The organism is Candidatus Eisenbacteria bacterium (assembly GCA_016930695.1).
Taxonomy (GTDB): domain Bacteria; phylum Orphanbacterota; class Orphanbacteria; order Orphanbacterales; family Orphanbacteraceae; genus JAFGGD01.
In genome coordinates, this window is the sequence record JAFGGD010000030.1 from 50,011 (window position 1) to 64,280 (window position 14,270).

Here is a 14,270-nt window from a genome sequence, read left to right on the forward strand (position 1 = left end):
ACCCCGCGCACCCTGCGAAGGGGAACCCGCCGGCGGGCCCCTCGACGCGAGGAGATCCTCCGATGGAACTCATACCTTCCCGGCCCGGCTGGACCGAGCTCATCGTCGGTTGCATGTTCAGCGGAAAGAGCGAGGAACTGATCCGGCGTCTCCGACGGGCGCGGATCGCCCGTCTCAAAGTGCAGGCCTTCAAACCCGCCATCGACACCCGGTGGGATTCGAAAGAGGAAGGGGAGATCCGCTCCCACGACGCGAGGGCGGTCCAATCGATCACCGTCGGCGACGCGGAGGAGATCGAGAGGCTCGTCGAGGAGGATACGAACGTGGTGGGCATCGACGAGGCGCAGTTCTTCGACTCCACGCTGATCGGCGTGGCGGACCGTCTCGCCGCGGCCGGAAAGCGCGTGATCCTCGCCGGCCTCGACCTGGACTACCGGGGCGTCCCCTTCGGGCCGATGCCGCAGCTGATGGCCTCCGCCGACTATCTGACCAAGGTCCACGCGATCTGCATGGTCTGCGGCGCTCCGGCGACCCGCTCCCAGCGCCTGGTTCGTTCCGATGAGCGGGTGCTGATCGGAGACGAGAAGGTGTACGAGCCGCGGTGCCGGCACTGCTTCTCGCCGGATCGACCGGAGGAAACGGAATGACCCGGGAAGAGGAGATCCGCCGAATCGCCCTGGAGACGATTCGGGAGATGGATTCGGGAGGGAAGCGGCCGGCGGACGTGGCGATCGGCGCCGATCACGGCGGCTTCGCGCTCAAAGAGAGGCTCCGCCTTTACATCGCCGAGGAGCTGGGCCGCACCGTGACCGACTGCGGCGCCTTCTCCGCCGAAGCGGTGGACTACCCGGACGTGGCGGCGACGGTGGCGCGCCGCGTCGCCGGCGGCGACTCCCCGCGCGGAATCCTGATCGACGGCGCGGGCATAGGCTCCTCCATGGCGGCGAACAAAATCCCCGGCGTCCGCGCGGCGGTCTGCCACGACGAGGCGACGGCGCGAAGCAGCCGGGAACACAACAACGCCAACGTGCTCTGTCTCGGCGCGAACGTAATCCGCGTCGGCGAAGCGAGACGGCTCGTTCGCATCTGGTTGGAAACGCCCTTCGCCGGCGGACGTCACGCGCGCCGGGTGGACAAAATCGACGCTCTCGACCGGGAGCGCCGCCAGGAAGGAGGATCGCGATGACGATCCCGAGCACCACCGACGGGGGTACGCGGCGCTACCGCAAGCGGGAGGAGTGGCGCGAGTTCACCACCGATCTCGTCCGCCGTCTCCCCAAGACGGACCTCCATTGCCACCTGGACGGCTCGGTACGCCTGCGCACGGTTCTCACGCTCGCCAAGGAGCAGGGAATCCGTCTCGGCGTCCGGGACGTTCCCTCGCTCCGCAAAAAGGTGGTCGCCGGCGACCGCTGCCGCAGCCTCGGGGACTATCTCAAGGCGTTCCCGATCCTCCTCAAGGTGATGCAGGAACCGGAAGCGCTCACCCGGATCGCCTACGAACTCGCGGCGGACGCCGCGCGGGAAAACGTCCGCTACCTGGAGGTGCGTTACTCGCCCCTTCTCCACACCGAGCGGGGCATGCGGATGGAGGAGTCGGTGGACGCCGTCCTCCGGGGTCTCAAGAGCGCGGAGCAGCGCTACCTGATCCGGACCGGCGTGATCCTCTGCGGCATCCGCTCCATGACGCCCCGCCACTCCATGCGTCTCGCCGACACGGCGGTGGCGTACCGCGACGACGGCGTGGTCGCCTTCGACCTCGCCGGCCAGGAAAAGGACTATCCGGCCAAGAAACACCGCGAGGCTTTCTACCGCGTGCTGAACGCCAACCTGAACGTGACGGTTCACGCCGGGGAAGCTTTTGACGTGCGAAGCATCCATCAGGCGATCCACTACTGCGGCGCCCATCGGATCGGCCACGGCACGCGGCTTCTGGAAGACCCGAGCCTGATGGACTACGTGAACGACCACAGGCTCCCCCTGGAGGTCTGTCTCAGCTCGAACGTGCAGACACGCGTGGTGAAGCGGATCCAAGATCATCCTTTCCGGACCTACTTGGACGAGGGGCTCCGGGTCACTCTGAACACGGACAGCCGTCTCGTCAGCGACACGAGCATGACCAAGGAGCTGGTGCGGGCCTGTCGCGCCTTCCATCTGAACCACTATGAGCTGCGCCACGTGCTGCTGAACGGATTCCGAAGCGCCTTCGTCCACTACCCGGTCAAGGTGGACATGATCCGTCTGGCGCTCAAGGAGATCGACCAGATCTTGGGAGAACGCTTCCCCATGGACGACCTGGTGGTCCTGCAGGATTGGAGAAACGTGCAACACGCGCGACGCCGCTAGCACGCCATTCATTCGTGAAAGAAACAGCGAGGAGAGACGATGGGAAAGGACGCGTTCGAGATTGTCGCGCTCGTCGCCCGCCCGGCGGCCGGCAAGTCGGAGGTGATCGATTATCTGAAGAAAGTCGGCGAAACCGAGCGCCGCGAGCGCTTCCACGTCGGCTCATTCGAGGAGCTGGACGATTTTCCGATCATCTGGCGGTGGTTTCAGGAAGACGACGTGCTCACCCGGATGGGCCGTGAGCGGAACTGGACCGACGAACGGTACTACTTCAGAAATCCGGACGACTGGAACGTGCTGATCGAAATGATGAGCGCGATCTGGGAGGAGAAACTCGCCGCCGATCCGAAGCTGCCGGACCGCACCACCACCATCGTCGAGTTCGCCCGCGGCGGCCCGAACGCGTTTCGGGAGGCGTTCTCCCATCTGAGCGAGAACATGCTCCGGCGGATGGCCGTGCTCTACATCGATGTCTCCTACGAGGAGTCCTGCCGCAAGAACCGGCGGCGCGCCCGCCCGGGACTGGAGGGTTCGATCCTCCATCACTCCCTGCCGGACGACAAGATGGAGTTCTATTACAAAGAGAACGATTGGCGGGAGATGGCGCCGGACGGGGAGGGATGGTTCGAGGCGAAGGGGATCCGCGTCCCTTACGTCGTTCTCCCCAACGAGCCGGAGGTGACCGACGACCCGGCCAAGCTCGGTCCCGCGCTGGAGAAGGCCTTCGGTGCGCTCTGGAGGATCCGCTCCGGCGGCTGAAGCGTGCAGCGGCGCGGGCGGTCAGTCGAGGAAGCGGATCCGTCCCTCGACGCGCGCCTCGATCGGCCGCCCCGCCGCGGTCCTTTCCTCCAACTCGCGCACGAAAAGATCCCGTGTGAGGATCATCGTGTCCCGTGAGCCGGGGAGCCGGGCGAAAGATCCCAGGCCGTCCCCTCCCTCGGCGACGAAGCTGTTCACGCCGACCCGATAGACCCGCCCCGCTTCGAGGAGCCGGCCCGCGTCATCCCTCAGGTCACGGATCTCCGGCCCGGCCGGCCCGCGCCGGTCCACGACGTAGCGAATCCCCGAGACGTGCAGGAATCCCGTGTGAGCCGTCGCCTCCCGGAGTGCGTCCTCGATCCCCCTTGCGGTCATGGTGAAAACCACGACGGTGTTGTCGAAGGGTATGACGCGGTGGGCGTCGGCGTAGGTGATCTCCCCGGCCGGGAGGGAGGCGCGGATCCCGCCGGGGTTCTCGAAGTAGACGTCCAAGCCGAGTCCGTTGCGGACGGCGTCGCAGAAGAGGTTCGCCACGGCGGACTCCCCGTCGCCGCGGTCGATAGGCGACGGGGCGACGCCGACGACGCGCCGAAGAAGCGGCCCCGCCTCGTCGGCGAAGGCGCGCACCATCGCCTCCACCTCCGGGTCCGGCGGGAGCGAATCGGCGCGGATCGACACGACGCGCGCCTCGGCGGAGAGGATCCGTTTCTCCCTCCGGTCCCAGAGAAGATCGATCCGGGAAAAGGCGCGGAGCGAAGAGCCGGCCATGACCACCGGGGTCCCGTCCACTTCGACGGCGAAGGTCCGGTGGCTGTGTCCGCCGAAAACGGCCGCCTCGCCGCGTACTTCACGGGTCAACTGTTCGATGGGGCCGCGGACCCGCCCCTCGTCGATCGTGTTCCCGCCGATGTGAACGAGGAGAACCGCCGCGTCCGCCGAGTCGGGGACGAGCCTGTCGATCCAGGCCTGCGCCGAAGCCGCCGGCTCCAGGAAATCGAAAGGGGCCACCGCCGAGGGGAGGGTGGTCCGCGGCGTCTCCGGCGTGGAAAGGCCGATCACGGCCACGCGCATCCCCGAGCGCCCGAGGATCACGTAGGGCCGGAGCCAGGACGGAATCGATCCGGTGGACTTCTCCGTCAGGTTGGCGGCGAGAAAGGGGAAGTCCGCTTCGCGCACCCTCTCCTCCAACACAGCCGCCCCCCGATCGAATTCGTGGTTCCCCACGGCGGCGGCGTCGTAGCCGAGGACGTTCATGACCGCCGTCATCGGCCGGCCTTCGAGGTGGTCCGAGAGGGCCGTCCCCTGGAAGATGTCCCCCGCGTCGAGCAGGATCACCGTCCCCGGCGCCTCCTCCCGGATCGCCCGGAGATAGGCGGCGAAGGAGGCCGCCCCCCCGAGAGGCCGGTCCGTACCCGGCTCGAAGCGGGCGCTCTCCAGGGCCCCGTGCATGTCGTTGGTGGAGAGAAGCACCAGGCGAACCGGTTCGCGGTCGCCGCAGCCGGCCGCCGCGAGGAGCGCCGCGAGAAGGAAAAGGGGAAGAACGGTTCTTTTTTTCACGTCGTTTCGCGCCGAATCCGCCGGACCACACGGGCGACCAGTTCGGAGAAGGGACCGGAGACACGGGCGGTCGTGTCCAGCACCTCTTGATGGGTGAGCGGTGATGTGGTGATTCCGGCGGCCATGTTGGAGACGCAGGAAAGCACCAGAAGGCGGAGGCCCGCCTGGGCGGCCACGATCACGTCCGGGACCGTGCTCATCCCCACCAGGTCCGCGCCCGCGCCGGCGAGCAACCGGATCTCGGCGGGAGTCTCATAGCTCGGCCCGGAGACGGCGGCGTAGACCCCCTCTTTCAAAACGAGGCCGATCCCCTCCGCCTCTTCGCGTGCGATCCGACGCAGCTCCTCTCCGTAGGCGTGGGAGAGATCGACGAAACGTTCCTCGTCCAACGCCGGCTGATAGCCGATGAGCGGATTCGTCCCCATCAGATTGATGTGATCCCGAATCGCCACCAGATCGCCGGGGGCGAATGCCGGATTGATGGCGCCGCTGGCGTTGGTGATGATCAGATCACGCACGCCGAGCCGGCGGATCACGCGGAGGGGAAGGGTGGAGGTGGTGAGGGGCACGCCCTCATAGTAGTGTACGCGCCCCTGGAGAAAGAGCACGGGCGTATCTCCGACGCGCGCGACGATCAGGTGCCCGGCGTGCCCCGCCACGGTGGCCTGGGGGAAATGGGGAATCTGCCAATAATCGAGGGAAAATACCCGCTCGGCCGAGTCGGCGAGCGGCCCGAGGCCGGATCCGAGAAGCACGGCGATCTCCGGCTTCTCGGGGAGTCGGAGATCGAGAAAGCCGACCGCCTGCTCGACCTGTTTCGCCAGTTCCATGATCCCCTCCCGGAGATGGTCAGCCCGACAGGGACGGCGGCCTCTATTTTTGGAAAAGATTTCCTTGTCCGCCGCCGCCCTCTCTCTTATAGTTGCCGAAACTCTAATCGACGCGGCCGCCGCCGTCAACGATCGCCCGGTAGAGGAATCGCCGGCCGGTGGTGGAGTCGCCCCCCCGACAACTGGAGTGGGTGGACCCGATGCCGTTCCCGATCTCCGCAAGGAAAACGACAGGCCCGCGCCCTTACGGGCGCGCCGTCGGTACGCACCGCCTTCTTCTCGCCCTCTTCCTCGTTCTGATTCTCGCCGCCGCAGCGCCCGCGGAGGACCAGGAGGAACTCATCGGCTCCATCCAAGGACGCGTATACGACAAAGAGACCGGCGAATCGGTCTCATTCGCGGACGTGATCCTGGTCGGCACGGGCAAGGGGGTCATCTCGGGGCAGGACGGCTCCTTCCGTTTCGTCCAGATCCCCGAGGGTATTTACCAGGTGCGGGTGAACCGGATGGGGTACGCCACGGAGCTGGTCGACCAGGTCCGGGTGGAGGCGGGCTACGTGAAGAAGCTCGCCATCGGTCTCGATCCGATCGAGGTGAGGGAGGTGGAGGCGATCCGCGTCGGCGGCGACCGGGAATTCGTCGACGTGGAGGTGGCCAAGACGTCCCACATGGTGACCGCCGAACAGATCGAGGGGATGGCGGTCACGGTGATCGACGACGTGGTCGGCAAGCAGACCGGCGTCGTTCAGGAGGACGACAACCTCTACGTCCGCGGCGGGCGAGCCGAGGACACGGTCTACCGCGTCGACGGCGTGGTGATCCGGGATCTGATCACCGGCCGCAGCTCGGCGGGGAGCATCAGCGCCCGGTCCGTGAAGAGCGTGGAGATCATCACCGGCGGTTTCGACGCCGAGTACGGCCAGGCCCTCGCCGGCGTGATCGACATCGAGACCAAGGAGGGGAGCACGGAGCTGCACGGCTACGTGGAAGCGCAGAGCGATCACCTCCCCGGTTTCGGAGACATCTACCGGAACACCGACTTCGACAAACTCGAGGTGCAGATCGAGGGGGAGGAACCGATCCAGCACTTCCTCCTGAAACCCCTCGGCGCCGCGATTCCCGGCAAGCTCACCTTCTTCGTCGACCTTCAGGGAGATTTCGACAACACCTATCTCCCGGTCCAAGCCGCCGACGGAAGCGACAACACCCTCCGTTCCGATTACGTGGACCGCTTCCTGGGCATGGACATCCGGTACGACAACGACTTCTGGACCCCCCGCGCCGAGAACCGTTGGAGCGGCATGTACAAGGTCGCCTGGCAACCGAACGGCCGGAACAAGGTCTTTCTCTCCTTCCAGAAAAAGCTGGAGATCGACCACGGGTTTTTCCGCAGCCCCCTGATCAGCGCCATCGATCCCGGCGAGGCCACCTCGTCCTACAATTGGGAGTGGAGTCGCCGGAAAGACCACGATTACACGAACACCGACGACAACAACACGATCACCCTCGACTGGCGGCGTATCTGGAACCGCCGGGTGCGGACCACATTCCGGTTCTCCCGCGCCTTCAACGCCTTCTTCCAGAACGTCCACGGGCGCCCGTGGTTCACCTACGAGGAGTCGGACGACACGGACCTCCCGAACGACCAGGACACGGAGTTCTTCGTCGACACGGGCGACAACGACGTCTGGCACAGCCGCTACACCGAGTCCTACACGGGCTATTTCGACATCAACTACTCGCCCGGGGATCATCACGATTTCAAGGGCGGGTTCGAAGCCAGCTACGAGAACCTGCAGTTCGTGACCATCAGCGAACCCTGGGTGCAGGACCCGGACGGCCTCGGCCGGAACCACGACCTGTGGCACGTCTATCCGACCACGGGCGCGCTCTTCGTGCAGGACAAATTCCAGTTCGAGGGGTTCATCGGGAACGTGGGCCTCCGTTACGACTACTGGTTCCCGGGAAAAGCGGCGGAGGACGCCCTCCGGGACACCACCCGGGACGGCTTCAACCAGGCGCTTCTCGACAAGTACGAGGACGATTCCTTCTCCTTCCTCGGCGGCAACCGGGTGAAGGCGGTATTGGCGCCGCGGTTCCAGGTATCCCATCCGATCACGGACCACTCCCACCTCTTCTTTAATTACGGACATTTCTCGCAGCGCCCGAACTACTACTACGTTTATTCCAAGATCAGCAGCGTCTCGAGCGAGGACTTTCCTCTCGTCGGCAACCTCACGCTAAACCCGAAAAAGACGGTCAAGTACGAGCTGGGGGCGCGGCACCAATTCACCGACGACCTGGCCGTGGATTTCTCGGTCTACTACAACGACATCTACGATTATCCGAAATCGCTTCGCTTCGAGCGGCCCGGTCTGCCGGACTACTTCGTCTATATCAACGAGGATTTCGCCCGCTCCCGGGGCTTTGAGGTGGAGCTGCGGAAGCGCCGCAGCCAGTACCTCTGGGGACGCCTTTCCTATTCGTACATGATCGCCACCGGAAAGGCCTCCGATCCGACGCAGACCAACCTGCTCCAGGAGGAGGTGGGCGCCTTCACACAGGTCGGCCGGGACGAGGAGTACCTCTACTGGAACCGGCCCCACAAGCTGACCCTGGACCTCACCTTCTCTGTCGGCGAGAGGCAGCAACCCCCGACGTTTTTCGGCTGGACCACGCCGCATGACTGGGATTTTCATCTCTATCTCTGGATGCAGTCCGGCCGGGCCTTCACGCCGCAAAACGCCAACGAAGAGGAGACGGGGGACCGCTACTCGGCAAACGCCCCCCTGAACAGCACCATCGACATTCGGTTCCGGAAGGGGTTCCGTCTCGCGGGGACCAAACTGAACTACGTCCTGGAAGTGCGCAACCTCTTCAATCATCGATACGCGAAGCGAATCGATCCGGTCACCGGCGAGGGATATGTGATCGGCGAGGGGATTCTCGACCACTCCCTGACGGAATGGGAATTGGCGAAATACTCCGATCCCTCTTTCCTCAGCTCGCCCCGCTCGGTGCGGGTGGGCGTGAGCGGAGAGTTCTAGAATGAAACGCGCGGCGGTCATCGGCATCCTCCTCCCGGCCCTTCTCTTTTGGGCGGCCGGCGAGGCGCGCGCGGGATCGGGACTCGGCAGCGAGCGCGTGGGAACCGCCTCCGGGGCGTTCCTCAAGATCGGCGTGGGCGCAAAGGCCGTCGGCCTGGGCGAGGCCTTCACCGCCGTCGCCGACGACGCGACGACGGTCTTCTGGAACCCCGCCGGCCTGACCAACCTGGAGGGACGCCACGCTCTTTTCTCCCATACCTCCTGGATCGCCGACATCGACTATGAGTATCTCGCCTACGCCCAGAGCCTCCCCTACCTGGGGGGGATGAGCGCCGGAATCCAGATCGGTTCCCTCCGAACCGACATGATGGAGACCACCGTCTACCAGCCCTACGGCACGGGACGGGAGTTCACCTACTCGGACCTCTTCATCGGCGTCGCCGCGGCGCGGCGTTTCACGGACAAGCTCTCCCTCGGCTTCGGCCTCAAGTACATCCGCGAGAATTACGGCGCCGCCATCGACGGGCCGGTGGTGAACACCTTCACCATCGATTTCGGCACCTATTATTTCCTCGGCGTCCGGGACGCGGTCTTCGCCGTCACGCTCCGCAACTTCGGGCCGGAGTGGCAACCGAACGGCACCTACATCGAGTACGGCGGCGACGACACGGGTCAGGAGATGGATTTCCAGAAGAACAGCTCGCCCACGAGCTTCCAGGCCGGTTTCCAGACCCGAGTCTGGGCGAACGAGACCTTCCGGCAGATCGGCGTGATCGAAATGTCCCGCCCGCCGGACAACTCGGAGTCGTTCCGGATCGCCACGGAGCTGACCTATCTGGACATGCTCGCCCTCCGCACCGGGTACAACCTGAACGCGGATGAGCTGAAATGGAGCGGCGGCCTCGGCGTCCGGTTGGAGACGTCGGGCGTGACCAACCGGGTCGACTACGCTTTCACCTATTCCGATTACCTGGAGCGGATCGACAGAATCTCCTGGGGGGTGGAGTTCTAATGCGCCGGATCACCCTCACCGCCCTCGGCCTTCTCCTTCTCGCGGCGGGCTGCGGAAACAAGATGGACCTGCCCACCGAGACGCCGGGCGGACAGATCCCCTTCGACGGCTACTTCGTCTACGGAGTCTGGGAAAACGTGGGCAACGTGACCGACATCCTGGTCACCCAGAACCAGTGGATCTACGTCGCCGAGGACAGCGCAGTCGTCTCCCGCCTCAAACGGAAGGGGGGGAACGACAACGGCGTCGCCGTCGCCCGGGTGATCTCCACGTTGGAGGGCTTCCACGCGCCGGTGCGCCTGAGCGAAGGGGCGGAGGATCACATCTTCGTTCTCGACGTCGACACGGCCACCGCCGTCTTTTACAGCGACCGTTTCCCGAACACGCCCCCCAGCACGGTCCTGCCGATCCCGACGACGGTGGCGATCCCCCGTGTTCGGCTCTACGACCTCTACAGCCAGGCGATCACCGCCGACTGGATCGATCGGAAGTGGCTCCCGCAGGACAGCACGAACACCTTCACCGGGCGCGATTCCGCCCGGATCAATCACCATTTCGGAAACACCCTTCTCACCTGTCTCACCGCCGACGACGACGACAACATCTACGTGGGGGGGAGGAACTTCTCCTATCTCCTGAAGGTGAAGCGCGAGTTCGACACCACCTGGGTGGGGACCACGCCCGTTCTGACGCAGACGGGCGCCGAGTCCACCTACGTCGACTCCACCACCGAGTGGTTCGTGCGGAAGTACGACGCCGAGGGGAGTTTCCTCATCGAGGTCGTCTCCAACGGGAGCGGCCTCGGGTACGGCGAAGAGATCGAGGGGCTCGCCTGGACGCCGGAGGCGCTCTTCTTCGTCGACCGGGCGACGAACCGCCTGAAGGCGAACGATCCGAACCTCTCCGCGTCGGGGCTGGATTGGCTGACCGGCGACGAGATCAACGACCCCGGCGAGGCGATCCCCTTCCTGCTGAATCCGTCGGGGGTCGCCGTGGATCCGCTCGGCCACATCTTCGTGAGCGACGGCGGGAACGGCCGGGTGCTCAAGTACACCGAGAGCTTCGCGTACAAGGAGCGCGTGGACCGGAACGCCGTCGGCCTCCTCGCCGCGCCGGGCGCGGTGGCGGCCACGGACTCGCTCGTGTACGTCTATGACGAGGCGGGGGGGAAGATGGTGCTCTTCGAACTCCCCAAACCGCCCGAATGAAACGGATGACCGGAACGATGAAAACCATTTTCTTCCGCACGATCCTCGTGGCGGCGCTTCTCGCCGCGGCGCCCCTCTCCGCCCAGGATGAATACCGGTCGATCCCGGATCAGAAGTTCACCTCCGTGAACCAGATCGGGCTCATGATCAACAACAACGGTTTCCTCGGCACCAACCTGCCGAGCGAACTCTCGCCCCCCTCTTTCGAGTATCCCCTCGGAACCGACCTGGAACGGATGATCCGCGGCGGGATCTGGATCGGCGCGATCAACGTGGACAACGACACGCTCGTGAGCCACGCCGCCATCGACGCCTACTACACCGACCCGATCGAATCGGAGTTCCGCGCGGGACCGCTCATGGATGTCCGCAGCTCTTTGAAAAACGACCCCAACTACGATCCCGACGCGGTGTCGGAACAGGACTACGACTGTTTCTTCGTCGATACCGACGCCACCCTGATGAACAACCACGTCCCATTGAACTTGAAGGTGCGGCTCAAGACATACGCATGGAGCTTCCAGCCGGTGGACCAGTTCGTCATTCTGAGCTACACCATCGAGAACATCGGCCAGAACCGCCTGCAGGACCTTTATGTCGGAATGTACGGCGAGCTGATCAGCTGCTCCAAGTCGTCGGGAGGCTCCTTCCCGGGCCAGTGCTTCGACACCAAGGCGGTCTTCTACGACGCCGAGCGGCGCGCCGTCGGGAACCGGCACTTCACCTTCGACTATCCCGGTTACGCGGGCTACGCGCTCCTCGGATCGCTCCCCGACACGCTCGGGAACAAGACCGTCACCTATGAGTGGATGCGCTGGGATCCGGGCGCCGCCAGCTCCGCCACGGACCCGGATCGCTACCGGCTCATGTCGAGCGGAGTCATCGATGTCGACTTCGACCCCGTGGCCGATCCGGGGGACACGCTCGTTCCGGTCGACGACCCGACGGAGCTTCTCTCCGCCGGTCCCTATCGCTTCCTCGATCCGGGGGACACGCTGAACGTGGTCTTCGCTTTCGCCGGCGGGACGGGCTGGGACGATTATCTCTTCCGCGTCGACTGGGCGCAGAAGACCTTCGAGTCGAACTATCAGATCCCGGAGCCGCCCCCCTCGCCGGCGCTCCACGTCGACCCGGGCCCGAACCGCGTCCGTCTCTTCTGGGACGCCGCGCCCGAGACGATTCCCGATCCGGTGCTCCCCGATTCGATGGACTTCCAGGGCTACCGAATCTACCTCTCCCGGGACAACCTGGATTGGACTCTGGTGGGAGAGTACGACATCGTCGACACCATCGGATTCAACACCGGTTTCGCGTCGATTCTCTCGGACACGACGATCGACGAGTGGGATTACAACTACGCCTACGAGATTCCCAATCTGAAGGACGGCTTCGAATACTGGGTGAGCGTGACCAGCTACGATCGGGGCGACCGCGCCCAGGGCGTTCCCCCGCTCGAGAGCGGTTACAGCCAGAACAGAAACATCATCATCCCCGGCCCGGACGCCAAGGGACCCGGCGATGCACGCCCCGACGTGCTCGTCTTCCCGAATCCCTATCGAGGGGAGGCGCTCTGGGACGGCCAGTATCCCCGGGAGCGGCTGATCTATTTCGGCAACCTGCCGCGTCTCTGCACGATCCGGATCTACACCATCGCCGGCGACCTGGTGGACACCATCGTCTTCGACGCCGAGTCCTACCACGCCCTGGAATCGGCGGCGGTGTACGACCCCGATTTCGATCCCCCCGTGTTGTCCGGCGGCCTCGCCGCGTGGGACCTGCTGACCAGTCAGGACCAGTCCATCGCCTCCGGCCTCTACGTCTTCTCCGTGGAGGACCGGGAAACGGGCGACGTGGAGGTCGGAAAGTTCTTGGTGATCCGATGAGGACGGTGAACGCTCTCCTCTTTCTCTCGGCGCTCCTGGCCGCCGCTCTCGTCTCTTTCGGCGGCTGCGGCGACAACGCCTTCGATCCGAAGGAGAACCGCGCCCCCGAAACGGGACTCGCCCTGACCGGCGACTCCCTCTCCACCACCATCTATCGCGTGAATCTGAAGTGGTGGGGGAGCGATCTGGACGGCGAGGTGCACGGCTACGAATACCGTTGGATTCCTCTGCAGGGTCTCACCGAAACCTACGAACTGGACACCGCCTGGACCTATACCGCCTTCGTGAAAAAGAATTTCGTCCTTCCCGTGCCGGACGCGAACGCGCGCTTCCGCTTCGAGGTCCGCGCCATGGACGACGAGGGGAAGAGGGATCCGACGCCGGCGACGCAGGAGTATCCTTTCTATAACAATCGTCCTTCGGTGTCGATCCGGTACAAGTCGCTCCTCCCCGATTCCGCCTGGCCGGTGCTCACCTTCGGCTGGGACTCCGCGGACCCGGACGGCGACTCCACCATCGCCAAACATCTGATCTGGGTGGGGGGACGCGAGGAATCGCCGATGGAGGTGGACGCCGAGCTGGACACGATTCTCCTTCTGCCGGCGCAATTGGACACTTCCGGCTGGGTGACCGTGTTCCTGCAGACCGTAGACGAGGCCCACTCCGCCAGCGATCCGGACAGTTTTGACGTGAAACTCTATCCGATTCATGGGGAGATCCTCCTGGTCGACGACTACTCGCTCAACTCGGCGGGATTCGTGGACGCCGACTCTTGGTACAAGGACTTCCTGATCGGCCGCGTACAGGAAGACGGCTTCACCCGGATCGACCTCGCCAAAACGCCTTTCAACACGGACGTTCGTTTCGGCGGCTTCCTGACCGCCTTCAACCACGTGATCTGGTACAGCGGCCACCGCGCGCGATCGGTCTTCAGCGACGAGCAGCGTTTCACCCAGATGGGACGCGCCGAGAAGGGACTGGGCACATTCCTCGAGCGGGGGGGAGGCCTCTTCCTCTCCTCGCTGAACGCGATCGGCACCTACAGCGGGTTCACGCCCAATTTCTATAAGACCTACGCCGGTTTCGACACCGTCTTCATCGACACCACGCCGCGCACCCAGACCTTCTCCAACTTCGCGTTCCGCGAGGGGATCTACGCCTACCAGGTCCCCCTGGAGCCTTTCGAGGGGACCGGTCTTCCCCAGCTGCGCGCCTTCACCGGGCTTCGCTATCACGGGCTCGACTCTCCGGTCGATACCACTGCAACCTTTGCCGCGGAAAGGCTTTACAAGATTCCGAACGGCAATCTGCAGGGGCAGGCCGCCGACTTCACCGTCGTACTCCGCCGGGATTTACCCGCTCCGGGGGGACGCCTGGTGCTCTCCACCATTCCCTTCGCCTTCTATTATGGGGAAGGGAACAACGACGAGGTGTTCGGGGCTTTCCTCGACTGGCTGGGAGCGCCGGCCCGCTAAGTCCCGGCTGTGCCTCGACATCCTTAACCTTCATCTTGACTTGACGTTGCGTTTCTGGTAACATTGTTTCGCCGTCTATATACAGCGGCGATGCGCTTTTTTCCCCCGGCGGCGCCGGCGGGAAGGGCGGCCGAAAAAACGTTCCTGATGCCG

Annotated in this window: 11 protein-coding genes; 9 read left to right on the forward strand and 2 right to left on the reverse strand. The window is 64.7% G+C overall.

The window, feature by feature from the left end; genetic code table 11:
- The first annotated feature begins 62 nt into the window (after positions 1-62).
- The 4 genes from JW958_05720 to JW958_05735 are packed head-to-tail and all read left to right on the forward strand — an operon-like array spanning position 63 to position 3,105.
- Positions 63-647, forward strand: coding sequence for a thymidine kinase (locus tag JW958_05720; protein ID MBN1825746.1), 585 nt, complete (start codon positions 63-65; stop codon positions 645-647).
- Positions 648-694: 47 nt separating this feature from the next.
- The gene (gene rpiB / locus JW958_05725) at positions 695-1,186 is read left to right on the forward strand and encodes a ribose 5-phosphate isomerase B (GenBank protein MBN1825747.1); all 492 of its coding nucleotides are present in this window, start codon (positions 695-697) and stop codon (positions 1,184-1,186) included.
- Entirely contained in the window at positions 1,183-2,346 is a 1,164-nt protein-coding gene (add, locus tag JW958_05730) for an adenosine deaminase (protein ID MBN1825748.1), read from the forward strand. Before rpiB ends, add begins: the two co-directional genes overlap by 4 nt.
- 39 nt (positions 2,347-2,385) lie before the next feature.
- Positions 2,386-3,105, forward strand: a complete 720-nt coding sequence (locus tag JW958_05735) for a hypothetical protein (protein MBN1825749.1) — start codon at positions 2,386-2,388, stop codon at positions 3,103-3,105.
- Between the two features lie 21 nt (positions 3,106-3,126).
- Here JW958_05735 and JW958_05740 read toward each other — a convergent pair whose 3' ends face one another.
- Entirely contained in the window at positions 3,127-4,662 is a 1,536-nt protein-coding gene (locus tag JW958_05740) for a 5'-nucleotidase C-terminal domain-containing protein (GenBank protein ID MBN1825750.1), read from the reverse strand.
- Entirely contained in the window at positions 4,659-5,492 is an 834-nt protein-coding gene (locus tag JW958_05745) for a purine-nucleoside phosphorylase (GenBank protein MBN1825751.1), read from the reverse strand. Before JW958_05745 ends, JW958_05740 begins: the two co-directional genes overlap by 4 nt.
- 200 nt (positions 5,493-5,692) lie before the next feature.
- Between JW958_05745 and JW958_05750 the strand changes: the two genes are divergently transcribed.
- From JW958_05750 to JW958_05770, 5 genes are read left to right on the forward strand one after another with little or no spacing between them, the layout of a single operon-like run.
- Complete coding sequence (locus JW958_05750) at positions 5,693-8,539, forward strand: TonB-dependent receptor (GenBank protein ID MBN1825752.1); 2,847 nt, start codon at positions 5,693-5,695, stop codon at positions 8,537-8,539.
- Position 8,540: 1 nt separating this feature from the next.
- Entirely contained in the window at positions 8,541-9,551 is a 1,011-nt protein-coding gene (locus JW958_05755) for a PorV/PorQ family protein (GenBank protein MBN1825753.1), read from the forward strand.
- Positions 9,551-10,759: a hypothetical protein gene (locus tag JW958_05760; protein MBN1825754.1), complete on the forward strand. Its 1,209-nt coding sequence runs from the start codon at positions 9,551-9,553 to the stop codon at positions 10,757-10,759. Before JW958_05755 ends, JW958_05760 begins: the two co-directional genes overlap by 1 nt.
- Positions 10,760-10,776: 17 nt before the next feature.
- A complete protein-coding gene (locus tag JW958_05765; protein MBN1825755.1) occupies positions 10,777-12,642 on the forward strand; it encodes a hypothetical protein in 1,866 nt (621 codons plus the stop codon).
- Positions 12,639-14,117: a hypothetical protein gene (locus tag JW958_05770; GenBank protein MBN1825756.1), complete on the forward strand. Its 1,479-nt coding sequence runs from the start codon at positions 12,639-12,641 to the stop codon at positions 14,115-14,117. The genes JW958_05765 and JW958_05770 overlap by 4 nt, the downstream gene beginning before the upstream one ends.
- Positions 14,118-14,270 lie beyond the last annotated feature (153 nt).

Bases quoted from the DNA above. Each gene is read 5' to 3' on its own strand.
- JW958_05755 (MBN1825753.1), top strand. From the start codon at position 8,541: ATGAAACGCGCGGCGGTCATCGGCATCCTCCTCCCGGCCCTTCTCTTT.
- JW958_05720 (MBN1825746.1), top strand. From the start codon at position 63: ATGGAACTCATACCTTCCCGGCCCGGCTGGACCGAGCTCATCGTCGGT.
- add (MBN1825748.1), top strand. From the start codon at position 1,183: ATGACGATCCCGAGCACCACCGACGGGGGTACGCGGCGCTACCGCAAG.
- rpiB (MBN1825747.1), top strand. From the start codon at position 695: ATGGATTCGGGAGGGAAGCGGCCGGCGGACGTGGCGATCGGCGCCGAT.
- JW958_05750 (MBN1825752.1), top strand. From the start codon at position 5,693: ATGCCGTTCCCGATCTCCGCAAGGAAAACGACAGGCCCGCGCCCTTAC.
- JW958_05765 (MBN1825755.1), top strand. From the start codon at position 10,777: ATGAAAACCATTTTCTTCCGCACGATCCTCGTGGCGGCGCTTCTCGCC.
- JW958_05745 (MBN1825751.1), bottom strand. From the start codon at position 5,492: ATGGAACTGGCGAAACAGGTCGAGCAGGCGGTCGGCTTTCTCGATCTC.
- JW958_05770 (MBN1825756.1), top strand. From the start codon at position 12,639: ATGAGGACGGTGAACGCTCTCCTCTTTCTCTCGGCGCTCCTGGCCGCC.
- JW958_05735 (MBN1825749.1), top strand. From the start codon at position 2,386: ATGGGAAAGGACGCGTTCGAGATTGTCGCGCTCGTCGCCCGCCCGGCG.
- JW958_05760 (MBN1825754.1), top strand. From the start codon at position 9,551: ATGCGCCGGATCACCCTCACCGCCCTCGGCCTTCTCCTTCTCGCGGCG.